Source organism: Acidaminobacter sp. JC074, assembly GCF_022496765.1.
Lineage (GTDB): Bacteria > Bacillota > Clostridia > Peptostreptococcales > Acidaminobacteraceae > JABXKX01.
Genome location: NZ_VANV01000005.1, coordinates 141,320 through 167,960, shown reverse-complemented (window position 1 = coordinate 167,960; position 26,641 = coordinate 141,320). Strand labels below are relative to the sequence as shown.

Sequence of the window (26,641 nt, the reverse complement as noted above, 5' to 3'; positions counted from 1 at the left end):
TTAAGTCAAAGAGTGTATAATAAATGAGTTGAATACTCAACTTGACATAGATTAACATAAGAAAAGGAGGAGTCATACATAAGTATGGCGTAATTAAAAATGATTAATGTTACAGATGTAAGTCTCAGATTTGGAGACAAGAAATTATTTGAAGATGTTAATATCAAATTCTCGAATGGTAACTGCTATGGTGTTATCGGTGCAAATGGTGCAGGTAAGTCAACTTTCTTAAGAATTTTATCAGGCCAAGTAGAAGCTAATACAGGTTCTGTTTCTATGTCACCTAATGAAAGAATGGCTGTTTTAGAACAGGACCACTTTAAGTTTGATGAATTCACAGTATTAGATACAGTTATCATGGGTCATAAAAGACTTTATGAAATCATGCAAGAAAAAGATGCATTATATGCAAAGCCAGATTTTACTGAAGAAGATGGTATTAAGGCAGCAGAACTTGAAGGTGAGTTTGCAGAACTTGATGGATGGGATGCTGAGACAAATGCAGAAAAAATGTTAATGGGTCTTGGTATTACTAAAGACATGCATTACAAGTTAATGAGTGAATTACAAGGTGGAGAAAAAGTAAAGGTACTTTTAGCACAAGCTTTATTCGGTAACCCAGATAACCTACTTCTGGATGAGCCTACAAACCACTTGGACTTTAGAGCAATTAACTGGTTAGAAGAATTCTTATTAAATTATGAGAACACAGTACTGGTTGTATCCCATGACCGTCACTTCTTAAACAAGGTGTGTACACACATGGTGGATATTGACTTTAGTAAAGTTAAGTTATTTGTTGGTAACTACGACTTCTGGTATGAGTCTTCTCAATTAGCTCTTAAATTAATGAAAGACCAAAACAAGAAGAAAGAAGAAAAAATCAAAGAACTTCAAAACTTCATTGCTAGATTTAGCTCAAATGCTTCTAAGGCAAAACAAGCGACATCTAGAAAGAAACTTTTAGATAAGATCACTGTAGATGATATTCAACCATCTTCAAGAAGATATCCTTTTGTTGGTTTTACACCAGAAAGAGAAGCTGGTAAGGAGATTTTAACAGTAGAAGGTATTTCTAAGACTATTGATGGCGAAAAGGTATTAGATAATGTAAGCTTCATTGTGAATAAGGGTGACAAGATTATCTTTATGGCAAGAAATGAACTTGCTAGAACAACATTATTTGAAATCCTTATGGGCGAGATGGAGCCAGACGAAGGTACTTTCAAATGGGGTGTAACAACATCTCGTTGTCAACTTCCTAAAGACAATACAAGCTACTTCGAAGGTTCTGAATACAATCTAGTAGACTGGTTAAGACAGTACTCACCAAATGAGAAAGATGAAACATTTATCAGAGGTTTCTTAGGAAAAATGCTATTCTCTGGTGAAGAAGCCTTAAAAAATGCCTCTGTTTTATCAGGTGGTGAGAAAGTACGTTGTATGTTCTCAAGATTGATGTTATCAGGTGCCAATGTTCTATTATTAGATGAACCAACAAATCACTTGGACCTTGAATCTATTCAAGCAGTTAACAATGGTTTGATTGCCTTCAAAGGTACAATGTTGTTTACATCACATGACCATAAGTTCATTCAAACAATAGCAAACAGAGTTATTGAGTTAACACCAAACGGTACATTCGATAAGTTGATGGAGTTTGATGAATACTTAGATGATAAAGATTTACAAGCAGAAATTGATAAGATGTACAAAGCTTAATGAAATGGGCAAGTTAGTTTTCTAACTTGCTCTTTTAATTTATTCTTCATTTTTCTAACAGATATTGTATGATATTATAAGTATATGTAAATAAGCATCTGACAGAAAAGGAGACATGATGAAGCGGTATGGTAAGTATTTGGTATTGGTTGTTTTACTAGTAGTTGAATTAGTCACAATAAAAGTGTTCTCAAATTTCGAGCTTGTCACACTGATTGCCATATGGGGGGCTTTTTATGCTTATATAGCCTACAGAGGTATTTTTAGATTAGATGAACAAGTGAACTTAAGCGAATCTGCCGTATATGGTGGTTCTGAAATTTTGTCAGATCATGACCATATCAACAACAAGTCTATGTACAATAATCAGTTTCAGTTTTCATCCAAGTGGCTCTACTTGACATGCTTTTTAATCCATGTTGGTATCTGCCTGTACTTGATATTTTTAACAAAGTAAAAGAGTCAGTGTCATGGTATGTATGGATTAAGTTTGATATACTGTAGGTGGGGAGGGAAAATATGCGTATAGGTGAATTTTCTAAAAAGACATCGACCAGTATTGATACCATCAGACACTACATAACCTTGGGTCTATTGGTACCGCCTAAAGAGGGGAAATACTTTCGATTCGATGATAGATGTACCATTGATTTAGAGAGAATCAAGGAAATGAAGGATATGGATTTTACTTTACAGGAAATCAAGAATATCTTTTTACTTAGTCGATTCTCAAAATTGTCAATGGGGCAGGAAAAACAACATTATAGATCTTTTTTCAAGAACAAGATGAAAAAGCTTATTAGGGAGAGAGAGCTTTTAGATGATAAAATTACGCTTCTTGAAAACAAGGTCAACAAGTTAGATGAAGAATTCAAACAAGAACCAGTCATGCTTGGCATTGACTTGACTTTCTTACCAAATATATATTGTCCAGATTGTCAAAAGAGTCTAAAGCTTGATTCTGCTGACATTCAAGAGAACATGATAATAAGCGGTCAGATGTCTTGCGATTGCGGCTATAGCATTGAGATTGTGGATGGCATCTTAATTGACCGTGAAACCATGAAGATAACAAAAGAAACAGATGATTCATATGTTATCAGGTATGTGGATGAAACGGACAGTCACTTTCTAGACAATCTTTATGCTGCTATGGAATGGTCTTATAGAAGCATCAAGCCCGAAGGTCATCAGTTGATGTTAGAACTTGGTGTCGGTAATGGTATCTTCTTAAGTCATATATACAATCATTTACCAGATGATATGACTTATGTTGCAGTGGATTATGATTACAGTAAGCTTAAGTATTTAAAAAAGGTATTTGAACGTAGTGGTGTCAAGAAAAAAATTGTTTTCATATGTTCTGATTATATATGTATGCCAATGAAGCATCGATCTGTGGATTACATTGTTGATTTCTTCGGTATGAGTAATTACTCTTTTAGAAATCATGGTGTGCTTCATCAACAAATCAATGATTATTATAAGGCATCATGTAAGCTATTAGGTACTTACATGTTATTTGATAAATACAAGTCTAATGAAGAATTGTCTCAGGAGCAATACAAGCTCTTTAAGAAGAAAGACATTCAAGGTTACTTAAAGGATTTAGGCTTTGTTATGAAAGACGAATATGAAACTTCCTATGCTGAAGAAGGCGAGAAGGACGATGAGTACTTTAGTGTAACCAATCGTGTAAGTTTCTATGGATTCTTAGGAGAACGTTAGTGTTGGGTTAACCCAACACTTTTTTTTATGCATGAATATACAGAATAGGAAAACGTTTCGACGCTCAAAGTATTGAAAATAGCCAATTCTTTCAATCTGAAAAAAGTGTATTTCTATGCAGGAACTTGTTTATTAAATGATTGTAATAATTGTCTCAATTTTTCGAACATCTTTATACAATTAAAAGCGGCAAAGTGTAGACCCATGGCCATAGTCTCTTAAAAAAAAGTTAAAAAAATTTTAAATTGCCTATTGATGTTGCCTTATCACAACAATATATACTATCAGTGTAAGATAAAGAAAAGGAGGTCGTTGGTATGCAAACGACAAAACATAAAGTTGCTGTCCGTGTGAATAAGAACACTAAGAGAAGCCAGCGACTGATTTAAGATAAGAGGTGACGATATGAAAAACTTAAAGAAAGCAAGAAGAGAGTACAAAAGACATCAAGCAAAGAAAGCTATGACAAAATTAAGCATAGAGAGAGAATTATTATTAAGCACTATGGTTTATTAGTTTGAGCATAACTCCTTTTCCCCCCCAAAAGTTAAGGTGTTGTTTAATAATATAGACTAAGGATTTCTACGGAAGTCCTTATTTTCTTTTTTGATGTTAACTTTTACTTGATTTTTTCCTTTTCAATCATTAGAATAGTTCTGTATAGAAAAGAGGTTTTATGAGATTAAGATATGTCGAAAACGCCCATCAGTTGATTGAAGATCATCCGCGTTTGTTATCAAAACCAGAACAGTATAAAGATTCGTGGCAATCACTCTTTAATAAAGAGCAGCCTTTGTATGTGGAGTTTGGTGCAGGAAAAGGTAGTTTTATTATCAACTTAGCTAAGCAGACACCTGAGGCCAATTTACTTGCTTTCGAAAGAAATGCAAAGGTGGTATTTAAGAGCATTGTCAAGTTGGAAGAAGAATCACACGATAACTTTTTTATTGTATGTGCTGATGTTACCAACTTAAAAGAGATATTTCCTGATCATTCAGTTGATAGAATCTATTTAAATTTCTCTGATCCATGGCCGAAAGACCGTCATGCAAAGAGACGTCTTACCCATAGAGGTTTTTTAGAGAAGTATAAGGAAATCTTGAAAACAGGTGGAGAAATTCACTTTAAAACAGATAATGATGATTTATTTGCTTTTTCTGTAGAAGAGTTTAAAGAAAATGGTTGGGAGCTTCTAGTAGTTACAACAGACTTGCACAATAGTGAGTTTGTAGTGGGTAACGTTATGACAGAGTACGAGGAGAAGTTCTCATCTAGAGGTAAAAACATCAACAAATTGATTGCAAGATATAAGGGATAGCTGAGCTATCCCTTAAATTCTGTTTCTAATATGCTCATGATGATTTCATCATGGTAGCCATTTTCGTCTTTATAGGCATCTCTTAAAACACCTTCCTCAACAAAACCTAGCGATTTGTAGACATGAATACCTCTTTTGTTGAAATCATATACTGAAAGTTCAATTCTATGGAGCTTTAACTCTTCAAAACCCACTCTCAAAGCTTCTTTCATGGCAAGTCTGCCATAACCTTTGTTTTGGTCCTTTTCATTAAAGATGGCAATTCTTATATTGCAGGCATGACCATCCATCTCATTAAGCACAACTTCACCGATGATCTTATCGTTATCAATCATGAAATAATCCCTTCTTGAGTCGCTTCCTGCAATTCTTTCAAGATAAGCTTTTGCCTGATCTAAGGATATATTCATTTGGCCACCTGTGTACTTGTAACATGATTCAGAAGCTTCAGTTACTGCCTGGTGGTACTCTTTGTATCTATCTGGATCTACATTTATCAGTTTCATATTATTCCTCCAATCCTACTATAATGTATAGAGGTCATGTAAGCTAGGTATTCTTGTTTATAAAACAAAATAGTAGACCATTAAGAAGTGAAGGGCACTTCCTAGTAGAATAAATAAATGAAAAATCTCATGAAATCCAAAAGGTCCTAGATGGAACTTGGATTTTTTAGCATAAAAGACAGCACCAACCGTGTAGGATACACCACCAGCTACAAGAAGGCTGATACCTACAGGACCGACAGCCTGGTAAAGTGGATAAATGGCAAAGATGGCAGCCCAGCCTAAAATCACATATAGGGCCGTGTAGATTTTTCTTGGCATATTTAACCATAAAATTTTAAAGACAATTCCTGCTATAGACAATGTCCAAATGACTGCTAATAAGATATAACCTACAAGTCCCTTTAAGGCTATTAGACAAATTGGGGTATAGGTTGCTGCTATCAATATGTAAATCATAATATGATCAGCCTTACGCCATTTCTTTAATGTTTCTGGTGCTTTCTGTAGTGCATGGTATATGGAACTGGTGCCATAAAGACCGATTAGCCCCATAAGAAATATAGTCATTGCAACCATTTGAAGCCAACCGGTGCTTTTAATTAAAACAAATGGCAAGGCGATGATGTAGGTTACCATACCTATAAAATGGGTGATGGAATTGATAGGTTCTCTAATAGATGTCATATAAACACCTCCTAATGTAGTATTAATAACTAGATGTATTTGTTTAAATAAATATATCACCAAGATGCTTGTGTGTCAAGGTGGTTTTGATTACTTTACAAAAGACATATTTTATCTTAAAATGAGATGAGGTGACAGACATGAAAGACCAGTATTTAAACTATCAATTAATAGATAAAGATGAAATCCCAAAGATTCCTCTTTATATGGACCAAGTGACAGGCTATCTAGATGACTTGTTTGATCCAATCAAGAAGTTAGAGGCTGAAAAGACTTTAACAAAAACCATGATCAACAACTATGTAAAGGCATCAGTTATAAAAAGTCCTGAAAAAAAGAAGTATAAGAAGGATCAAATAATGGAACTGATGATGATCTATTTATTAAAGAATACATCACAAATCCAGGAAATTGATATGCTTTTTAAGTCATTTGAAGATTCATCCGACTTGTATGACATATTTAGAAATGAGTACAATGCCTGTGTTGAAGATTTAAAAAAACAAGTGGAATCAAGTGATGCAAATAGGCTTGATTTAGCCATGAAACTTATGATCAAGTCGAGTGTTGAAAAACGCTATGCTGAAATGCTTTTAGAAGAAGAAAAAAATGATGCTTGAATGACAGCCATCTCGGTATATATATAATGAGGTGGCTTTTATGTTGCAGAGTAAACGTATTAGAAATTTTGCCAGAATGCAATTCTTTTTAACATTAGCAGTTTTGTCAGTATTTGCAGTATCTGTATACAGGATGAACGGACAGATGTTAAGAAAAAACTTCATAGATGTCGGTAGAAGTCAATCTGAGTTTGTCTACAATATCGCCAATAATGGCCTGCAAAGAAACATTGAGTTTGGTAATATTGTTGCAAGAAATAACTTGGTTCAAACTTATGCAAAAAACCCTGATGATTCATGGAATGCCAATTATGCTTTTGATTATTTGCAAGGCGTTGCTCAAGATGTTGAGGATATTTTTTCTGTTGCAATTATCTCTTATGAACAGCAGGATAAGTACTTACGCAGTGATGAAGAAAACCATTTCATTTTAGAAGATGTCAGATATTATGATACCAAGGCCTATTATCGTGGCGATCACACAGTAAATGATAGAGAAAGAAAGATATATTATCTGCAGATGCCTATCAGAGTGGAGGGGCTTGTAAAAGGAGTTGTCAGTCTTAAAGTCAGTTACAAAGAATTTGGTGATAGATTTATTAATGGCAACAGGTATCAAAAAACAGGAGAATTTAGCGTACTTGATGAAGCTGGATTGACATTACTGAGTTCCGGGACCGATAGTGACATAGAGTATGATGTCGATTTACTAAGAGAAGCTACTAAAGAGGATGGTATCGCATCCGTTGATGATTGTTTCTTTTATGTTGAAATAAGAGAACTTGATGAAGAGGAAATGATCTTTGTTTACAAACAAGAAAAGTCAGAGATCTTTAGACTAAGAACTCAGATGATTTATCAAATTATGTTTGCCTTTATTGGTATTATCGTGATTTACGCAGTTTTAAGCCTAATATTCAGTTCATACTATAAGTATATGATCAGTGCAGATGCTCAAGTTGTTTTAGAAGAAACTGTTGAGGCGGAGACAAAGGATTTAAGAAAGAAAGTCAGACTAGACAGTTTAACGGAGATATACAACCATGCTTTTCTCATTGAGCTTTTAGATGAGGTCCTTGTATCAGACAGGATTGTCACTATCATGATGCTAGATATTGACTTCTTTAAAAAGATAAATGATGAATATGGACATCCCATTGGTGACCAAGTCTTAATAGAAGTAAGTGAGCTACTTCTTGACAGTATTCGTAATGAAGACTCTGTAGGCCGCTATGGCGGTGAGGAGTTTATGATCATACTTCGTGATACCAACCTTGATATTGCATATAAGGTAGCGGAGAGAATACGGCTGGACATTATGAACAAAGCCTTTTCTGAAAAAACTCTAAACATTACTGCTAGTATTGGTCTTGCCCAGTGTTATGGAGAATCATCGCTTGATCTTATTAAACAAGCTGATAAAAAATTGTATGAGGCTAAGGAATCTGGTAGAAATCAGACTAAAAAATAATCGCTTGATGATTCAAGCGATTTTCTTATAGTTTATTGAGGACATCCTCAGGTTCATAGCGGTAAGTATAATCAGTTTCTACAAATAGATCGACTACCTTATTGTCTCCATCTATTACAATAGTAGCAGGAACCGGCAACTCGTTCTTGTCATTGCCTTGATCGCTTGAGAAGTTGATATTCCATCCTTTATAAAGTTCATTTAACTTCTCTTCCATTGTATAAACTAAACCGAGTTTTCTTGCAAATTCATTGTCCTTATCACTGACAACATGAAAGTCAAATGTTTTTTCTTCAAACATTTTCTGAATGATTTCAGGTTTTTCAGGGCAAATGGCTACAATTTCGCAACCCTTATCTCTAAAATCTTCTAATAAGTCTTGATAACTATCAAGCTCTAACATGCAATATGGTCACCATCCACCTCTGTAGAATGTGATCAATAAATTCTTTTTACCTTTTAATTCATTTAAAGAAACAGGCTGATTTTCAGTATTGAGTAGCATATGATTGTCAATTGTATCGCCTAACTGAATGGCGTTTTTGACTAAATCAGATTGTTTCAATAGTTTAGCTGCGTGATTTACAGTCTGCTGAATTTCGATAGGTGCTTTTTTAATACCTTCACGCATCTGTGCTAATTTACTTTCAATTTTCATTCTATACCTCCTTAGTATATTATAACAGGAATTATGTATAGATACTTTTAAATATTCTTAACATTGTTTCAGACTTCATTTACTGATAAAATTAATTTCTTCGCGTGCGATTCTATTAAGGAGGTTTTATGATTGAAGTTTGTAACTTATCTAAGACATTTAAGGTCGCCAAACGGCAAAGCGGTCTTATCTCATCTGTAAAGGCCTTTTTTAAACCTGATTTTGAAGTGATACATGCCCTATCAGATATTAATTTCAAAATCAAGGAAGGTGAAATTGTTGGTTATATAGGCCCTAACGGGGCTGGTAAATCAACTACCATCAAAATTATGAGTGGTATCTTAAACCCATCTCAAGGGACTTGTAAGATACAAGATAAAATTCCATGGAAAAATCGAATAGAACATGTAAAAAACATTGGTGTTGTATTTGGTCAGCGATCTCAACTATGGTGGGATGTGCCTGTAATGGATTCTTATATCTTACTTAAGGATATCTATAAGATTCCTGACCATGAGTTTAATGAAACACTGGAACTTTTATCATCAAGCCTAGATATAAAAGACATCTTAACCCAACCTGTCAGACAGCTGAGTCTAGGTCAGCGTATGCGATGTGAAATCGCTGCATCACTTCTACATAATCCCAAAATACTATTTTTAGATGAACCAACCATTGGTCTGGATGCGGTTTCTAAAATAGCTGTAAGGGACTTTATCAAGACCATTAACAAGGAAAGAAAAACAACTGTTATATTAACCACTCATGATATGAGTGATATAGAAGCATTGGCAGATCGGATTCTCCTTATTGGGAAAGGTAGACTCTTATTAGACGGCACCCTTAAGCAACTCAAAGACAAATATGTTACCCATAAAATTTTAATAGCAGATTACCATGATTATGATGGTCAGATTCAATTAGAAGGTACAGAACTTCTTGAGATGACCCATAATAGGTTGAAACTTAAGATTGATTTATCTAAAAGAAATGTTTCTGAGATTATCAGTCAGCTGAATACAAAACTTGATATTGTTGACTTAACCATTGAAGATAGGGCAATTGATGAGGTTATTGTAGATCTTTATAAGGAGTTTGAGATATGAAGCAGTATGTGAGTTTCTTTAAAATGTCTCTTATGAAGGGCTTACAATACCGTATTGCAGCTCTTGCAGGCATGAGTACACAGTTTTTCTTTGGTTTCATTTTCATTATGGTCTTTAAGGCCTTTTATGACTCAGGCATAAAAGCCGATATTACTTTGCACCAACTGGTACAGACGGTTTGGCTCAATCAAAGTTTCTTACTCTTTATCATGTTATGGTATAGAGACGGAGAAATCTTTAATATGATTACTTCAGGTAACATAGCCTATGAACTTTGTAGACCGACCAACCTATACAATCACTGGTATGCTAGATTGATAGGTCAGAGGATTTCTGGTGCTATGCTCAGATTTTTACCAATCTTAGTAGTGGCATTTTTCCTACCTTATCCCTATAATCTTGTAGTCCCAAGTGATTTTATGACATTCATCTTGTTTCTAGTAACCTTGATACTAGGTTTGATACTTCTAGTAGCCATATCTATGTTCCTTTATATATCGGTATTTTATACCTTGTCGCCTTTAGGTTCAACTCTGATTTTTGCAGTGTTTGGCGAGTTTTTCGGTGGCTTAACCATACCAATTCCCTTGATGCCCAAATGGCTACAGGTCGTGTCCTACCTATTACCTTTTAGGTATTCATCAGACTTGCCTTTTAGAATTTATGCAGGTCATATTGATCACGGTGAGGCCATGGTCAGTATTTTGTTTCAACTGTTTTGGATTTTTTTATTGGTATCACTTGGTCAGGTATGGATGAAGTCGGCACTAAAAAAAGTTGTGGTACAAGGAGGTTAAATGAAATTACTATTCAAATACATCAAGATTCATTTTATGAGTCAACTGGAGTATAAAACTTCTTTTATCCTCTTAACCCTAGGACAGTTCTTTGTGCCATTTCTTATTTTCGTATCAATGATTTTACTTTTTAATCGATTTGAAAATTTGCAGGGATGGACCTTGTACGAAGTGGCCTTGATATACTCAATTATTCACATGTCTTTTTCCATCAGTGAACTGATTGCAAGAGGTTTCGACATGTTTAGGCACATGGTAAGAGAGGGGACCTTTGACAGGGTTTTGATTAGACCCAGATCCACAATTATACAAGTCATAGGTTCAAAAATAGAGTTTACAAGGGTTGGAAGACTGATTCAGTCCATTATTGTAATGACTCTTTCTATCGTTCACTTGGATATGACTTGGTCTGTAGAGAAAATAGGCTTACTCATTTTAATGGTCATCAGTGGCATCTTTGTTTTTTCTGGTATTTTCATACTAGGAGCGACCCTGTGCTTTTGGACCATTGAAGGATTAGAAGTGGTCAACTTATTTGCAGATGGCGGCAAGGAAATGGCCCAGTATCCACTGGGTATTTATCAAAAGTGGATAAAAAACTTCTTTACATTTGTGATTCCTTTTGGGGTTATAAACTACTATCCTATGCTGTACTTGTTCGAAAAGACAGACCAGGTATTTTACGCCATAACACCTGTCTTTGGCATTTTATTCATCATTCCATGTGTCCTTATTTGGAACTTCGGTGTAGGGCATTACAAGTCTATAGGCTCATAAAAATAGTCCCAGTATCACTACTGGGACTTTCTTTTGTAATAAATGTTTTCTAAATCGATGCTTAGAGTCTAATTAAAAGGTGCTTAACTCTTTATAGTTAGATAAGAAGTTTCTGATTTCTGTCTCCATCTTTTCTACGCCACCATCTTTGTTGGATTCAATATTGAGTGGTAAGATTGGATCATGGAGTGATAATCTTAATAAAAACCAACCATTGGCTTCTTCTGAGTTCACTCGAACGCCTTCATAATTTACCTTGGCAATACTGTAACCATCAAGACTTTCTACATGAGCTTTTAAGTCCTCGATAACCTTGTCACCATAAGTTTTAAAATCTTCTGTTTGGATCTTAATTCTATGTTCTTTAGATTCAACAGGTTCAACTAAACTTTCAATTAATGAAGAGATTTGTTTACCTTCAGTTTTCATCTTAGCCATTTTAATGATTATTTTTGTGATTGTATAGGCACCATCATCTAAGAAGAAGTTTTCTTTTAAAGCACCATGACCTGATGTCTCAATGGCAAGAACACTTTCAGTACCTTCTTGATTGAGTCTTTTAGATTCATTGATAACGTTCTTGTAGCCACGTTTAAATCTATGATGTACACCACCAAGAGACTCAATAAAATCTGTTAAGCCATCTGATGTTACTGAATCGGTAACAATGGTTGTTCTAGGATAATCTTCTAAAACAATGGCACTCATTAAACCTATTAAGTTATTTCTATTGATGATTTTACCGCCGCGGTCAACAATAGCTGCACGGTCTACGTCAGTATCGAAAATGATACCTAAATCTGCATCGTGTTCTATGGTAGCCGCTTGTATTGAAGCCATAGCTTCTGGATCCTCTGGATTAGGAATGTGATTAGGGAAATTACCATCTGGATCTAAAAACTGACTGCCTTTAGTCTTTGCTCCAAGTGGTTTTAATACTTTATTAGAGAAAAATCCACCAGCACCGTTACCGGCATCAACAATGATCTTTAAACCTTCAAGTGGTCTGATGTCACTGGTTTCTTTTCTTATTTTATGTACGAGATAATCAGCATATACATCAATAAGCTTGTAATCGATAATAGTACCTGATTTAGTAGATGAGAAATTAGCTTGATAGAGTTCTTCAGCTTTTGTTAAGAGTTCTGTGATGTCAGCCTTGTCTAAACCGCCACCTCGAGTAAAGAATTTCATACCGTTTCTATTAAAAGGTAAATGACTTGCAGTAATCATGATTGCACCGTCGCAATTATGTTTTCTAAACTTAGTAGACATAAACATGGATGGTGTTGATGCGATGCCACAAGTATATGTAGTGATGCCTAGACTTGATAAGCTATTGACAATCGCTTCTTGCAAATCGGGTCCTGTCAGTCTAGAATCTGTCCCTACTGAAATAGAAATTTCTTCTGTATTTAAACCTGATTTTTTACTTAGATACATACCAAATGCCAAAGCAATCCATTTGACATGGTCATTTGTTAAGTTCACTTTCTCCGACGGGATACCTTCCATAGCAATACCCCTTATATCTGAACCGTTTTGAAGATTTAAAAATTGTAAATTCATAAAGCCTCCCAGCTAATTTTTCTTGTCTCTACTAATTTAATCCTATTTTCTCATGATGTCAACATTTTGAGTTAGAAAGTGGGACAAAAAAACACTTATACGCATAAAAATACAGAGAAATGAGTAAATTGAACAAAAATTCGCAAAATTTTGCAGTTTGATTGATTATTTAAACTTTCTTAGATAAACTAAATATAATAATTATAAGGGAGGATTACAAATGAGTATTTTTAGGAAAGAACTTGCAGGATTAAAGGAGTATGTACCAGGAAAGCCAATTGAAGATGTTATGAAAGAATATGGATTAACATCTATTGTAAAACTGGCTTCAAATGAAAACCCTTTAGGTCCATCCAAAAAAGCCATAGAGGCAATTAAACGTGAAGCAGAGAATATTCATATCTATCCAGATGGGGCTGCACTTGAACTAAGAGAAAAGCTTGCAAAAAAACATGGCATTTCTATGGATCAAGTTTTAATAGGTTCTGGTGGCGAGCAGATTCTGAAGCTTATCGCACACACTTTTGTGGATGAAGGTGATGAAGTTATATTTGGTGCACCGTCTTTTGCCCTTTATGATATTATGTCTAGTCATATTGGTGCTAAGTGTATTAGTTTGCCATTAACAGAAGATTTTAAACACGATTTGAAAGCTTTTGAAGAACATTTAAATGAAAAGACTAAAATCGTTTATATTTGTAATCCAAACAATCCAACAGGAAATATTATGCCTAAGGCTGAGTTAGTAGATTTTATATCTAGACTGCCAGAATCAGTTGTTTTAATGTTAGATGAAGCCTATTTTGAATATGCCATTCATGATCCTGATTACTTAAACGGACTGGACATATTAAAGGAAAGAAAAAATACAATTATCTTAAGGACCTTCTCAAAAGTGGCGGGTCTTGCTGGATTGAGAATCGGCTATTGCTTCTCTAGTCCAGAAATCATCAGAGAGATGTCTAAGATAAAGGGTGTGTTTAATGCCAATAGAATCGGACAAATGGCAGCCATCGCTTCTTTAGATGATGATGAGCATATAGAAAATACAGTAGCATTAAATAAGCAGTCACTTGATATGATGAAGGTTTACTTTAATGAACACAATATGAAATATGTTGAATCTCATGCCAATTTTATTTTCGTTGATATCAATCAGTCGTCGAGAGAAGCCTATGTAGAATTACAAAAACGTGGTGTTATTATCAGACCTGGTTTTTTATGGGGATTTGAAAATTATATCAGGGTATCGAGTGGTACCATTGAGCAAACAGAAATTTTTATAAAGGCCTTAGATGAAATTACTAAATAAAAGAAGAATGTGACTATTGATGTCACATTCTTTCCTTTTAGTGCAAAAACCTGTGATTTGAGTCATATTGTGATAGAATATAGGTGTTAGTAAGTTCATAAATATTTAATGTTTTGATTATATACTTTAGTAAAACCATGTAGTATACTAATTAAGCATAAAAAATGACTTTAAAATAAGGAGAGGTTAATATGAAGAGAATATTATCATTAGTAATGATCTTTGCATTAGTTATGGCTATGTTTGTTGGCTGTGGCGGCGAAGAAAATGGTATCAAGGCAGCAGAGAAAATGACTGCACAAGAAGTTTATGAGAAGGTACAGGAAGCTAGTAAAACAATGACAAACACGTCATTCTTAGCAGACTTTAATCTTGAGATGTCAGGCTTAGAAGAAATGGGATTTGCTGGTCCTATGGGCATGACAGTTACAGGTGACATGAAAGATGCTGAAAACATGATGATGGCGTTAACTGTTGATACTGGTCAAGGTATGACAATCAGTGGTGAGATTTACATGACTGATAAGAAGATGTTAATCCATGCACCACTTTTACAACAGTTTATGGGTTATGCTTATATTTCAGCTGACTTAGATCAGTTAGCAGAATCTACTGGTACACCAGTAACTCAACCTGATCCAGAAAAAGTACAAGCTATCCTAGATAGATTTGCTGAAACTACTGAGTATTCAATTTATGACTTAGTAAAAATCAGAGAAGAAAAAGAAACTGTAGAAATCACTGTAAATGAAGAAGTTGTTGAAACAGTTAAGTTAACTGCTGATATTCAACTTGATGGTGCTGAAGATGTATTGTTCGCATTTATCGAATTTATTATGTCAGATGCAGAAGCCAAAGAATTATTCTTCTCTAACATGACTGAAGAGCAATTAAATGAAGCGATTGCAGAAATGAACAACGAAGAAGCTAGAGCTGAAATGAAAGCTGCTTTAGATGCAATTACTGTAAATGAGTTAACTGTAGTTACTTATGCAAATGCAGATTACTTAACAGTAAAAACTGAAATGATGGTAGATGTAGACTTTGTTGATCCAACAACTGAAGAGTCAATGAACATTAAATTAAATGGTTTCATGGACTACTTTAACATTGGTGGTGTAGAGTCAATTGTACTTCCAGAAGTTGCTCCAGAAGAAATTATGAACTTAAACGACATGATGTAATAAAAAGATCCTTCGGGATCTTTTTTAATGCTTAGAATTCCAAAAAATAGGTATAAATAGAATAGGAGTGATGCTTATGAAAAAATATATCTTATTTATATTTATTTTATTAGTGGGATGCACAAGTTCTAAGGGGACAGGAGAAGAAACTGTCTTCATTAATCTTAAAGAGATTCCGACAATTACTCAAAATCAATCAGTTTATATTCCAGTTGATTCATTAGAAGACTTAAATATTGATATACTAAGAGACTTAGAAAAGAATAAGATTTACCTATCGGAATCTGAACAATACAGCAGCATCAGCAACGACAGACCTTATAATTGGTACGTTGATCAAGGCAATACAGGCACACATTCAGGTAACAACTGCGGGCCTTCTTCTGTTGTCATGGCTGGCATTTGGCAGGACGAGGATTTTGAAGTTACTGCACAAGAGGCTAGAGGTGAGTTCAGATCATATGGCGGTTGGTGGTATACAGATGATATCAAAGATTTTTTCGATAAGCATTCGATATCCTATGATGTAGATGAGTATGATGGTGCTATGGAATTAATCTCTACTCTAGAAGCAGGCCATATCATCCTTCTTTGCATCGATACAACTTATATTGAAGAAAAGGATGACAAGGATTCCTATATTGGTAAGTTTTATGATTACGATGGTGGACATTTTCTAATTGTTAAAGGCTTTACCTATATCGATGGCACTTTGTATTTTGAAGTATATGATTCTAACTGTTGGGGAGAAAGTTATGAAGATGGTTCTCCAAAAGGAAAAGACCGCCTGTATAGAGCGGATGATCTTCATGAGGCAATAGAAGTTTGGTGGGATTATTACTTTATAATCGAAGATATTTAAAAAAAGGCGTTAGCATAGAAGCTAACGTCTTATTTAAATTGTAGCAGATATTTTTTATGAGCTTCAAGTAAGTCGTCGAGTGTATCTTTAAGAATATGCCCACTTCTAGTTAATGGGTGTATAGACAGTGCTTGAAGAGCAGTCTTATAGTCACCCTTGATTGCAGCTTCAATGGTCAAACGTTCATATGATTTAAGTATATGTAGTTCACCTTTGGCGGCGTCATTTAAGTCGTCAATACTGAGTGGATGTGCGCCAGTATCGGTAATTAGACATGTTGTTTCAATGACTGCATCATATGGTAAAAAAGGTAAAGTATTTTTATTTTGTACATTGACAACCATATGTGACTTCTTATTGTTGTATATGGCGTTGATCAGTTCACAAGCGGCATCTGAATAATAGGCCCCTCCTCGAAGTTCAAGCTGTTTAGGCTTGTCCTTTAAGTTCATATCCTTGTAGATGGTAAAAAGTTCATCTTCCACCTTCTTAACGACTTCACCACGTGTACCATTTCTTTCATAGTCATCAAGTGCATGTAGGAGCATTTCATTTTCCATGTAATAGTATTTGTGATAGTAGCAAGGCATCATATTGGTTGCCAGTATTTGCTCAGTAATATAGGGAATATCCTCAATATTTTTTGGATTAAACTCATTGTCATTTAGTAAGTCTGGAAGAATCTTTTGTATGATATTTTCCCCCTTGTGGTATACACCATGTCCCCATACATAGTGGTTTAGACCTATTGCATGAAAGAGAAAGTCATCGGATCCAATAATTTTTTCAAGTGCTCTTCTCATATTGACTGGGACATTACATAGACCAATGCATTTAATATTTGTATGTCTGAGCACTGTTTCAGTAATGATGCCAGCTGGATTTGTAAAGTTAATAAGGTAAGCATCAGGACACAAGCTTTCCATATCTCTACAGATATCGAGTATTACGGGGATGGTTCTAAGTGCTTTGGAGAAGCCACCGACACCATTTGTTTCTTGACCCAACATGCCGTATGAAAGTGGGATACGTTCATCTTTGATTCTTGCTTCAAGTTGACCTACTCTAAGTTGTGTCACGACAAAATTTGAGTTTTTAAGGGCCAACTTTCGGTCTAAAGTCAAATGAACTTTAAGGTCGATGCCTGATTTTTCAACCATTCGCTTAGCCAGTCCGCCAACAATATTCAGCTTTTCTTGTCCCGATTCAATATCAACTAGCCAAATTTCTTTGATGGGCAACTCCTTGTGTCTGGTAATGAATCCTTCGATAATTTCAGGTGTGTAAGAGGATCCACCACCGATAATTGCAATTTTCATAGAAGACTCCTTTATTGTTTCGTTATTGATTTTCTTATTTTATTTCTTATTGTGCTAATTGTATATGATTAATTTGATAAAAACAAGTGATAATAATTCAATAACTTTGGTAGAAATGAAAATTATACTAAGAACAGGTAAGAGAATATGGGCTGTCTTGTTAAGAAAGTATGTTATAATATCTACAAGTGAGGTTATTTTATGAGAGCAAATGAAAGACTAGATGAGATTGTTAAAATCCTGAATAAGCAGGGCCGGGTACACGTAAAAGCATTAAGTGAAATGTTTCAAGTGACAGAGGATCTGATTAGAAAAGATTTAAAAAAGTTAGAGGAAAAGGATTTAATAGATCGTATCTATGGTGGGGCAGAACGTAAGAAAAAGAAATTTGATGCATCCAATGTTAATTACCGCATGAACATCCATAGGGATCATAAGATGCTTATAGCAGAAAAAGCATTATCCATTATAGAAAACGGCGATTCAATATTCTTAGATGCATCATCCACATGTGCCATGATTGCAGAAGTTTTGGTAAAAAGTCATAAGGAGTTGACTGTCATCACCAACATGCTTGAAATTGTAAGAATACTAGAAGCCAACAATGACATCAGGTGTATATTAGTAGGTGGTCTCTACAATCGAAGGATTGGTGGTTTTGTTGGAATTGAAACCATTGACTTGATAAAGGACTACCATGTTAACAAGGCATTTATCTCTTGCATGAGCGTTAGGTTAGATGATCAGACTTTGTATTCTAGCACCAAAGATATTGGCCTTACAAAAACGACCATTTTGAATCAGTCTAGTTTAAAGGTCTTGGTAACAGAAACACGAAAATTTGATTATCATGGTACAGTCAAGTTTTATAACTTAAGCGATTTAGATTGCCTAATATGCGAAAGACCCTTATCTCCACAAGAAGAAAATTTAATTAATGAATTAGGATTGAACATCATTTAATTATGATGTTTTTTTAGTGTGTAATGCTTACACACTCTAAGAAAGGGTATTTACACACTATAAGAGACTGTGTGTAAAAACGACAATCAAGTCATTTCAATAGATTGAAAGATATATTGGCCAAAAAATACTTTTGGCACGCCTCTTGCTTTTACTATACATGAAGCAATACAGCTTTAAATGTGCGTAAGTGCAATTATATTATTTAGGGAGGTTTACATGAAAGGTTTATTACAATGGTTTGAAGAGTATTTCGTACCATTCGCTGCAAAGGTTGGTTCGCAAAAACATCTTGTAGCAATTAGAGATGGATTCATTGCGATTATGCCATTAATTATTGCAGGTTCATTTGCAGTTTTAATCAACGTTTTTCCAGTTGATGCATGGACAAAGTTCTTAGATACGACTGTAGGTGGTTACATTCGATCAACAAATGGCAACATTTGGACAGGTTCATTTATGATCATGTCATACTTGGTAGCCTTTACTATACCATATTCATTTGCAAAGAATAAAGGTTCTAACGAACTGGCAACTGGTTTGCTTGGTTTGGCGACATTTATTATTTTAATGCCAGGTATGGAAGAAGGATGGGGCTTGCCAAATGCGTGGGCAGGAACAAACTCATTATTTGTATCAATCTTTAATGGTTTATTTGTAGCAGAGCTCTTTACAAGATTATTCGGCAACGACAAGTTGGTTATTAAATTACCAGACGGGGTACCGCCTGCAGTTGCTAAGTCATTTGCAGCTTTATTGCCGTCACTTATCACAATTGTTGCTGTTTCAGTTATCAAAGTAATTTGGGTAGAAGCATTTGAGATTTCAAATATCATGGAATTTGTTATGAATACAATCCAAAAACCTTTAATTGGTATGGCCAATACACTACCGGCTGCAATTACTGTAGCATTCTTTAATCATTTCTTATGGTTCTTTGGTTTACATGGTTCAAACATCTTAGAGCCACTGATGCAATCACTGTATTTACCGGCATTAGAAGCAAATGCTGCAGGTACAGGTCAGTTCATTGTTACTAAACCATTCTTTGATGCTTTCGTTTATATGGGTGGTTCCGGAACAACAATCGCCTTATTGGCTGCCATATTCGTGGCTTCAAAGAGAAGAAAAGATTTAAGAGATATCGCAAAATTAGGTATAGCACCTGGCATCTTCAACATCAACGAACCAGTTATCTTTGGTTTGCCAATTGTTTTAAGTCCAGTATTCTTTATACCATTTATTATAGCACCTGTTGTTTTAACAATTATCGCATTTACGGCAACAGCGATTGGTTTTGTACCACTTACAACAGTAATGGTACCATGGACAACACCACCGGTTCTTGGAGGTTACTTGGCAACAGGCGGTTCATTTACAGGTGGTGCTTTGGCACTCTTTAACTTGGCTGTAGCATTTATTATCTATTTACCATTTGTGCTGATAGCAGAAAAATTAGATGGTGTTGAAGTTTAGATTATATGAAACTTTAAGGATGCAACTTGTTGCATCCTGTAATGCTTTATAAGAATAAGCTTATATACTTTGGAGGTAACGATGAAACGAATCGATCAAATTTATGACACATTAAAAGAGTTAGAAAAAAAGGCTGATAATGGTGTTTCAGCCTATGATATTTGTGATGTGATTGATGCCGATCGATCTAATGTGAGTCGTTATTTAAACCTTCTTGTAGAAGAAGGGAAAGTGGATAAAATCGGTGGTAGGCCAGTTTTATTCAAAACAAAAGCATTTACTGAAAAAAAAGAAAGTGACAGTTTCAGTAGCCTTATAGGATCTGGATTGTCTTTAATGATACCTGTTCAGCAGGCAAAAGCAGCCATATACTATCCACCTAGGGGCTTGCACACCCTCCTATTAGGTGAGACTGGTGTTGGTAAATCCATGTTTGCTGAAAAGATGTATCAGTTTGCTAAAGAAGTAAAAATGATACCAGAAAAAGCGCCTTTTATCCATTTTAACTGTGCTGACTATGCATCCAATCCTCAGCTTCTAGTAGCTCAGATTTTTGGTGTAAAAAAAGGTGCCTTTACTGGTGCAGATCAAAATAAAGATGGTCTTCTCTTAAAGGCTGATAGGGGTATCTTGTTTTTAGATGAGGTCCACCGCCTTTCACCAGAAGGCCAAGAGATGTTGTTTACATTCATTGATAAGAAGGTTTTTAGACCCCTAGGCGAAACTGAGGCCACACTGTCTGCGGATGTACAAATCATTGCAGCAACAACCGAAGATCCAGGTTCCTATCTATTGAAGACTTTCACAAGAAGAATACCTATGACCATATTTCTTCCTCCTTTATCTGAAAGATTATTAGAGGAAAGATATCAATTGATTCAGGTATTTATCAATCAAGAATCCAAGAGAGTCAATAAAAGCATCTACATCAACAAGCAATCACTTATATCCTTCTTGTTGTATGAGTGTTCCAATAACATCGGTCAGTTAAAAAGTGACATTCAGTTGGCTTGTGCCAAAGCCTTTTTAAACTACAAGTCTCAAGAGGAATCTTATATTCTGATAAGCCAGATGGATTTACCTCATCATGTTAAAAGAGGCATGATGAAAATAAAAGAATACCGAGATGATATTGATAACCTCTTGAAACATAAGGGAGATATTCTACGATTTTATTATGATGAATCTCCTGAGTATGATGTTTCACAAGAGGATGAAACTTATTTTTACAATATGATTGATGAAAAGGTGAGTGCCTTAAAAGCATCTGGCATGGGTGAAGACGAAATCAATCAACTGCTCAATATTGATATAGAAAGCTATTTTAAGAAATACATCGGCAACTTAAAGCTGGATGAATTAAAAGGCATAGTTGATGAAACGATTATAGATGTGGTAGAAAAGGTCTTGGATTTTGCAGGCAAACGTCTGAATAGGATTTATGATGAGCGCATCTTATTTGGCTTGTCGTTACATCTTCATTCGAGCATCGAACGAATCAGGAGTGGCAAGCGGATCTTTAATCCCAAACTTAATCTCATAAGAGTCCAGTACGATCAAGAGTTTATCATTGCAATGGAGATTGCCAAGATCATCGATAAGACTTTTGAAATAGAAGTCCCACTGGATGAAATTGGCTATTTAACGATGTTCTTGGCAAGTGAATCGGATCAATTCAATAAAAGCAGCAACAATGGCGTTTATGTTTTAGTTGTAACCCATGGTATGTCTACTGCTACCAGTATGGTTCAAGTTGCAAAATCGCTTGTAAGTGCTGAAAATGTACTGGGATTAGATATGTCTTTAAGTATGAAGGCTGAAGACATGTATGAAATTGTGAAATCAGAAGTCATCAAACTGAAGGCTTATGATGGTATTATGCTTTTGGTTGATATGGGTTCTTTGCTAAACTTCGGAGACATGATATATGAAGAGACCGGTGTCATGATAAAAGTCATTGATATGGTGAGTACACCAGTTGTTTTAGAAGCCTGCAGAAAGGCAGATTTAGGCAGAGACATCAATGAGATCTTCAACTCATGTAGGGAAATGCAGCAAAGAAACAGACGGAAAAGAAAAAAGAAGCTCCACCAGAAATCTCTTATACTAACAGCATGTTTTACAGGTGAAGGTGCGGCTGAAAAACTAAAGAAGGTCTTGCAAGAGAAAATACCTTACTTGGAACATGTTCGTGTAGAATCTATAAACATATTAAATAGGAAAGAATATCTTCAAAAAATAGAAGATTATCAAAAGGAATACCGCCTACTAGCCATAGTAGGTACCATAGACATTGATATTTCTGGCGTTACCTTTGTGTCTGCTGTTGATATATTCTCTGGAAGTGGGCTTGACCGCATTGAAAAAATAGTCTTAGAAGAAGATAGCTACTACAAAATAGTACAGTCTTTAAAAGAGCATATAACCATAACCAATATCGATAAGCTCATGGGCCTCTTAAGAAATTTCTTATTCGATGTAGAACTGGAACTGCAGATAAAGATAGCTCATGATGTTAAAACAGGTATTGTACTTCATATGAGCTTTTTAGTAGAAAAATTGTTAAAGGAAAAACCGGCAACTCCATTTGATAATTTAGAGGCCTTTAAGGAGAAGTATACACGTGAGTTCATTCAAATTAGAACCTGCTTAAATGCCATGGAAGATTTTTATCAAATTCAGATAAATGATGACGAAGTTGCCTACTTATGTAAAATGTTAATTGAAAATACTAGTGTGCAATAAATGCACAGTGTGTAAAGTGTGAAATTTCAGTGTGAACCTTTAGAAACGTTGAAAATTACACGTTTAAGTTGGCACGATTCATGCTTAATACTACTGTGAGGAGGTAATCATGAAAAAAGTAACTGTAAGAGTAGAAGGAAGTTCTGGTTTGCACGCTAGACCAGCAAGTTTATTGGTAGCCAAAGCTCAAGCTTTTGAGTCTGAGGTGTTTATAGAAAAAGATGGTAGAGAAATCAATGGTAAAAGTATTATTGGTATTCTCGGTTTAGGTGTAGTAAAGGGTGACCAAATAGTTGTTGCCTGTGATGGTCCTGATGAAGAGGATGCAGCGGAAGCACTGAGAAGACTTATTGAAGAAGATTTAAAAAACGAGTAGGAGGGTTTATGAAAGATATTATGTTGGTATGTTCTGCTGGTATGTCAACCAGTTTGTTGGTTGTAAAAATGAATGAAGCTGCAAAGGCACAAAATATTGATGTAAACATATTTGCCGTATCTGAAATGGATGCAAGTAATCATTATGATAAAATTTCTGTTCTATTATTAGGACCACAAGTAAGATATTTGAAGGCTAAATTAACTAAAACGTTAGCACCAAAATCTATTCCAGTGGAAGTGATTAACAGTATGCATTATGGAACGCTAAATGGTGAAGCCGTTTTAAAGGCAGCGCTTGATTTAATTAAGGAGTAATAAGAATGGATGAAATGATCATTTTTGGATTAATAACAGCAAGTGGCAATGCTAAATCAGATGCTATGGAGGCCATTCAACATGCTAAAGCAGGTGATATAGTTGCTGCAAGACAAGCCATTAAAAATGCAGAAGAAAGTCTTAAAGAAGCTCATAAGACTCAAACTTCTTTAATTCAGTCTGAGGCCAGTGGAAAAAAGGTGGAGATGTCCATTCTACTTGTTCATGCACAGGATCATTTAATGAATGCAATTTTAATGAAGGATCTAGCGGCAGAGTTTGTTGATTTATATGAGCAGGTGAAATCATGAGAGGGTTGGGTATCTCTATTTATCCTGAACATGGGAGTTTGCAGGAAATCATAGACTACATTCAATTGGCTTCTAAATATGGATTTACAAGGATTTTCACATGTTTTATATCTATTAAAGATGAGGATTTTGAGAAGTTCAAATGCATCATGGTTGAAGCCGGTAAATGTAATATGAAAGTCATAGCAGACATTAGTCCTGAGGTTTTTGAGAAGATGCAGGCAAGTGTCCATGATTTGAAGCCTTTTGTTGATTTAGGTTTAAGTGGTATTCGTCTAGATATTGGTTTTACAGGCAATGAAGAAAGCATTATGACTGCCAATCCTTACGGTTTGAAGATTGAAATCAATATGTCAAATGGTACTAAGTATTTAGAAACTATTATGAGTTATCAGCCTGTAAAAGAAAACCTATATGGCTGTCACAACTTCTATCCACATAGATATACTGGCCTTTCAAATGAGCATTTTATGAAATGTTCTCAGCAGTTTAGCGATTTAGGTATTCACACAGCAGGATTTGTCTCTTCTGAACATGCCCGCTTTGGACCCTGGCCAGTTGAGGAAGGTCTGTGTACATTAGAGTCTCATAGAGACTTAGATATTGTTACCCAAGCCAAGGATTTGTTTTCTAGTGGATTGATTGACGATGTTATCATTGGGAATGCATTTGCCAGTGAAAGTGAACTTAAGCTTTTGTCTGAATTGACAAAGGAAATGATAGAGTTTAGGGTGAGCCTTGAAGAAAACATCACCGAGTTAGAGAAGACCATTGTACTAGAAGAACCTCATTTCAATAGGGGGGATGTAAGCGCTTATATGATTCGGTCAACACAGTCTAGAGTCAAGTATAGGGGGGAGTATTTTGAACCTAAGAATATCAGGGACATAAAAAAAGGTGATATCTTGATTGATTCTTCCCTGTATGCCAGATATGCCGGGGAATTACAAATTGCCTTAAAAGATATGAAAAATTCCGGTAAAACAAGTATTGTTGGCAAAATTTCTGATGATGAGATTTACTTGTTAGATAGGGTGAAACCTTGGCAGAAGTTTAAGTTAATAAAAAGTGAGGTATGATGAAGGGAATAGGTGCATCGCCTGGCTATGGAGCTGGGCGTGTTTTTATAAAAAGAACTTTTGAAGATCCAAATAAGGAAATGACGACAGACAGTAAGCTTGAACAGACAAAGTTAACTGAAGCTTGTCATTCACTTATGGAGAAACTAAAGAGAATTGAAGAAAAAACATTTAATGAAATAGGCAAAGAGGAAAGTCAGATTTTTAAAGCACATCAGATGATGTTAACAGACCCTGAGCTTTTAAATAAGATAAAGTCATTGATTGAAGATAAAGGCTACTCGGCTGCATATGCTATTAAGTTGGTGCGTGATGACATGGTAATGATGTTTGAGTCTTTGGATAATGATTATATGAAAGAACGTGCAGCAGATATCAAAGATGTCTGCAATGGTTTGATTAAGTTATTGATAGGTGTTAAAGATATGGAAGTTGCAGGTGATGAAGATCTGATAATTGTTGCACATGATTTAACACCATCAGATACAGCAAGTATGGACAAGGATAAGGTTTCAGGTTTTATTACTGCCATAGGCGGTTCTACATCACATACAGCAATTATGTCTCGAACACTTTCAATACCAGCTGTGGTTGGTGTCTCAAATCTATTTGATATCATTCATGAAAATGATTACCTTTTAATTAATGGTGAGACTGGTGACATCATCATAAATCCAGATAGTAAAGAGTTAGAGAATTTTAATAAATCAAGAGATGCATACATGCAGAAACAAAATGCCTTAAAGAACCTTATAGGTAAAAAATCAATTTCAAAAGATGGTATTCAAGTTTCTCTTGGCTGTAACATTGGTCAGCCAGAGGATATGGAAAATGTCCTTAAAAATGATGGGGAAGGTATTGGCCTGTTTCGATCAGAGTTTCTATATATGAACAGAGATAGCCTTCCAACTGAGGAAGAACAGTACCTAGCTTATAAATTGGTACTTGAGCAAATGGATGGGCCAGTAGTAATCAGAACCTTAGATGTTGGTGGTGATAAGCATTTAAGCTATCTAGATTTTCCATCAGAAGAAAATCCATTTCTAGGTTATAGGGCCATCAGGTATTGTCTAGACCATGAAGATATTTTTAGAACACAAATAAAAGCACTTTTAAGGGCGAGTCTACATGGTGATTTGAAAATCATGTTTCCAATGATATCTTCCCTACAAGAATTATTAAAGGCAAAAGCACTTGTAAATGATGTGGCCTCACAAATGAAAGAAGTTGGCGATTACCAAGTTGGTATGATGATTGAAATTCCATCTGCTGCTATAATTTCTGATATTCTTGCAAAGGAAGTTGATTTTTTCTCAATTGGAACCAATGACTTGATACAATACACTACAGCTGTTGATAGAATGAATGAGACCATATCAGACTTATATACACCCTATCATCCAGCTTTATTGAGGTTGATCAAGACAGTAATAGACAATGGCCACAAAGAGAACATTTGGGTTGGCATGTGTGGCGAGGTTGCAGGCAATGAAGACCTGATTCCTATTTTATTTGCCATGGGTCTAGATGAGTTTAGTATGAGTCCGTCTTCTATTTTGAAATCAAGACAAATTATTCGGTCACTAGATAAAGAATCTAGCCAAAGGGAGCTGGCATCTATCATGCGTATGGACAAGTCAGATGATATTGAAGATTATCTTAAAAAGTTAAATTGGGTATAATACAAAACACTGATCTTAAAGTATCAGTGTTTTGTTATTTAAAAATTTGCTTAATG

Annotated in this window: 26 protein-coding genes; 20 read left to right on the top strand and 6 right to left on the bottom strand. The window is 35.2% G+C overall.

Annotated elements, in window-relative coordinates; all coding sequences use genetic code 11:
* Positions 1–99 precede the first annotated feature (99 nt).
* The 4 genes from EZV73_RS06815 (at position 100) to trmB (ending at position 4,768) form a co-directional block, all read left to right on the top strand.
* Positions 100–1,722, top strand: coding sequence for an ABC-F family ATP-binding cassette domain-containing protein (locus EZV73_RS06815; RefSeq protein ID WP_240839501.1), 1,623 nt, complete (start codon positions 100–102; stop codon positions 1,720–1,722).
* A 118-nt stretch (positions 1,723–1,840) separates the two neighbouring features.
* Positions 1,841–2,179: a hypothetical protein gene (locus EZV73_RS06810; RefSeq protein WP_240839500.1), complete on the top strand. Its 339-nt coding sequence runs from the start codon at positions 1,841–1,843 to the stop codon at positions 2,177–2,179.
* 62 nt (positions 2,180–2,241) lie between these two features.
* Positions 2,242–3,450: a MerR family transcriptional regulator gene (locus EZV73_RS06805; protein WP_240839499.1), complete on the top strand. Its 1,209-nt coding sequence runs from the start codon at positions 2,242–2,244 to the stop codon at positions 3,448–3,450.
* A 676-nt stretch (positions 3,451–4,126) separates the two neighbouring features.
* A complete protein-coding gene (gene trmB, locus EZV73_RS06800; RefSeq protein ID WP_240839498.1) occupies positions 4,127–4,768 on the top strand; it encodes a tRNA (guanosine(46)-N7)-methyltransferase TrmB in 642 nt (213 codons plus the stop codon).
* A gap of 5 nt (positions 4,769–4,773) precedes the next feature.
* On the opposite strand, the gene EZV73_RS06795 is transcribed toward trmB, so the two are convergent.
* Both EZV73_RS06795 and EZV73_RS06790 read right to left on the bottom strand, forming a co-directional pair.
* The gene (locus tag EZV73_RS06795; RefSeq protein ID WP_240839497.1) at positions 4,774–5,274 is read right to left on the bottom strand and encodes a GNAT family N-acetyltransferase; all 501 of its coding nucleotides are present in this window, start codon (positions 5,272–5,274) and stop codon (positions 4,774–4,776) included.
* Between the two features lie 57 nt (positions 5,275–5,331).
* Complete coding sequence (locus tag EZV73_RS06790; protein WP_240839496.1) at positions 5,332–5,961, bottom strand: hemolysin III family protein; 630 nt, start codon at positions 5,959–5,961, stop codon at positions 5,332–5,334.
* Between the two features lie 140 nt (positions 5,962–6,101).
* On the opposite strand from EZV73_RS06790, the gene EZV73_RS06785 reads away from it, so the two are divergent.
* On the top strand, positions 6,102–6,581 hold the full coding sequence (locus EZV73_RS06785; protein WP_240839495.1) for a DUF1836 domain-containing protein: 480 nt from the start codon (positions 6,102–6,104) through the stop codon (positions 6,579–6,581).
* Positions 6,582–6,621: 40 nt separating this feature from the next.
* A complete protein-coding gene (locus EZV73_RS06780) occupies positions 6,622–8,052 on the top strand; it encodes a diguanylate cyclase (RefSeq protein WP_240839494.1) in 1,431 nt (476 codons plus the stop codon).
* Between the two features lie 25 nt (positions 8,053–8,077).
* Here the strand turns inward: EZV73_RS06780 and EZV73_RS06775 are convergent, their stop codons facing one another.
* Together EZV73_RS06775 and EZV73_RS06770 are read right to left on the bottom strand one after the other, a co-directional pair.
* A complete protein-coding gene (locus EZV73_RS06775) occupies positions 8,078–8,455 on the bottom strand; it encodes a redoxin domain-containing protein (protein ID WP_240839493.1) in 378 nt (125 codons plus the stop codon).
* Positions 8,456–8,464: 9 nt separating this feature from the next.
* A complete protein-coding gene (locus tag EZV73_RS06770) occupies positions 8,465–8,710 on the bottom strand; it encodes a hypothetical protein (RefSeq protein WP_240839492.1) in 246 nt (81 codons plus the stop codon).
* Between the two features lie 128 nt (positions 8,711–8,838).
* Between EZV73_RS06770 and EZV73_RS06765 the strand changes: the two genes are divergently transcribed.
* Genes EZV73_RS06765 through EZV73_RS06755 form a run of 3 tightly spaced genes read left to right on the top strand, consistent with a single transcriptional unit; the run spans position 8,839 to position 11,390 of the window.
* The gene (locus EZV73_RS06765; RefSeq protein WP_240839491.1) at positions 8,839–9,816 is read left to right on the top strand and encodes an ATP-binding cassette domain-containing protein; all 978 of its coding nucleotides are present in this window, start codon (positions 8,839–8,841) and stop codon (positions 9,814–9,816) included.
* The gene (locus tag EZV73_RS06760) at positions 9,813–10,613 is read left to right on the top strand and encodes an ABC transporter permease (protein WP_240839490.1); all 801 of its coding nucleotides are present in this window, start codon (positions 9,813–9,815) and stop codon (positions 10,611–10,613) included. The genes EZV73_RS06765 and EZV73_RS06760 overlap by 4 nt, the downstream gene beginning before the upstream one ends.
* Positions 10,614–11,390, top strand: coding sequence for an ABC transporter permease (locus EZV73_RS06755; protein ID WP_240839489.1), 777 nt, complete (start codon positions 10,614–10,616; stop codon positions 11,388–11,390). It abuts the gene before it with no gap.
* Between the two features lie 72 nt (positions 11,391–11,462).
* Here the strand turns inward: EZV73_RS06755 and EZV73_RS06750 are convergent, their stop codons facing one another.
* Positions 11,463–12,959, bottom strand: a complete 1,497-nt coding sequence (locus EZV73_RS06750) for a phosphomannomutase/phosphoglucomutase (RefSeq protein WP_240839488.1) — start codon at positions 12,957–12,959, stop codon at positions 11,463–11,465.
* 220 nt (positions 12,960–13,179) lie between these two features.
* Here EZV73_RS06750 and hisC point away from each other — a divergent pair, with 220 nt between their 5' ends.
* The 3 genes from hisC to EZV73_RS06735 all read left to right on the top strand — a co-directional run bounded on the left by hisC (position 13,180) and on the right by EZV73_RS06735 (position 16,317).
* Entirely contained in the window at positions 13,180–14,271 is a 1,092-nt protein-coding gene (gene hisC / locus EZV73_RS06745; RefSeq protein WP_240839487.1) for a histidinol-phosphate transaminase, read from the top strand.
* Between the two features lie 191 nt (positions 14,272–14,462).
* Positions 14,463–15,455: a hypothetical protein gene (locus tag EZV73_RS06740; RefSeq protein ID WP_240839486.1), complete on the top strand. Its 993-nt coding sequence runs from the start codon at positions 14,463–14,465 to the stop codon at positions 15,453–15,455.
* A 76-nt stretch (positions 15,456–15,531) separates the two neighbouring features.
* Complete coding sequence (locus EZV73_RS06735) at positions 15,532–16,317, top strand: hypothetical protein (protein WP_240839485.1); 786 nt, start codon at positions 15,532–15,534, stop codon at positions 16,315–16,317.
* A gap of 29 nt (positions 16,318–16,346) precedes the next feature.
* Here the strand turns inward: EZV73_RS06735 and EZV73_RS06730 are convergent, their stop codons facing one another.
* Complete coding sequence (locus EZV73_RS06730; RefSeq protein ID WP_240839484.1) at positions 16,347–17,636, bottom strand: 6-phospho-beta-glucosidase; 1,290 nt, start codon at positions 17,634–17,636, stop codon at positions 16,347–16,349.
* Between the two features lie 201 nt (positions 17,637–17,837).
* Between EZV73_RS06730 and EZV73_RS06725 the strand changes: the two genes are divergently transcribed.
* The 8 genes from EZV73_RS06725 (at position 17,838) to ptsP (ending at position 26,585) form a co-directional block, all read left to right on the top strand.
* Positions 17,838–18,599, top strand: coding sequence for a DeoR/GlpR family DNA-binding transcription regulator (locus EZV73_RS06725; protein WP_240839483.1), 762 nt, complete (start codon positions 17,838–17,840; stop codon positions 18,597–18,599).
* Positions 18,600–18,818: 219 nt separating this feature from the next.
* Positions 18,819–20,075: a PTS sugar transporter subunit IIC gene (locus EZV73_RS06720; protein ID WP_240839482.1), complete on the top strand. Its 1,257-nt coding sequence runs from the start codon at positions 18,819–18,821 to the stop codon at positions 20,073–20,075.
* 81 nt (positions 20,076–20,156) lie between these two features.
* Positions 20,157–22,820 carry a sigma 54-interacting transcriptional regulator gene (locus EZV73_RS06715; RefSeq protein WP_240839481.1) on the top strand — a complete coding sequence of 888 codons (2,664 nt, stop codon included), beginning with the start codon at positions 20,157–20,159 and terminating at the stop codon, positions 22,818–22,820.
* Between the two features lie 109 nt (positions 22,821–22,929).
* The gene (locus EZV73_RS06710) at positions 22,930–23,196 is read left to right on the top strand and encodes an HPr family phosphocarrier protein (protein ID WP_240839480.1); all 267 of its coding nucleotides are present in this window, start codon (positions 22,930–22,932) and stop codon (positions 23,194–23,196) included.
* A gap of 8 nt (positions 23,197–23,204) precedes the next feature.
* On the top strand, positions 23,205–23,513 hold the full coding sequence (locus EZV73_RS06705; protein ID WP_240839479.1) for a PTS sugar transporter subunit IIB: 309 nt from the start codon (positions 23,205–23,207) through the stop codon (positions 23,511–23,513).
* Between the two features lie 5 nt (positions 23,514–23,518).
* Positions 23,519–23,824 (top strand): PTS lactose/cellobiose transporter subunit IIA, encoded by a 306-nt coding sequence (locus tag EZV73_RS06700; protein WP_240839478.1) that lies wholly within the window; start codon positions 23,519–23,521, stop codon positions 23,822–23,824.
* Positions 23,821–24,903 carry a DUF871 domain-containing protein gene (locus EZV73_RS06695; RefSeq protein ID WP_240839477.1) on the top strand — a complete coding sequence of 361 codons (1,083 nt, stop codon included), beginning with the start codon at positions 23,821–23,823 and terminating at the stop codon, positions 24,901–24,903. Before EZV73_RS06700 ends, EZV73_RS06695 begins: the two co-directional genes overlap by 4 nt.
* Positions 24,903–26,585 carry a phosphoenolpyruvate--protein phosphotransferase gene (gene ptsP, locus EZV73_RS06690; protein WP_240839476.1) on the top strand — a complete coding sequence of 561 codons (1,683 nt, stop codon included), beginning with the start codon at positions 24,903–24,905 and terminating at the stop codon, positions 26,583–26,585. The genes EZV73_RS06695 and ptsP overlap by 1 nt, the downstream gene beginning before the upstream one ends.
* The last annotated feature ends 56 nt before the right edge of the window (positions 26,586–26,641 follow it).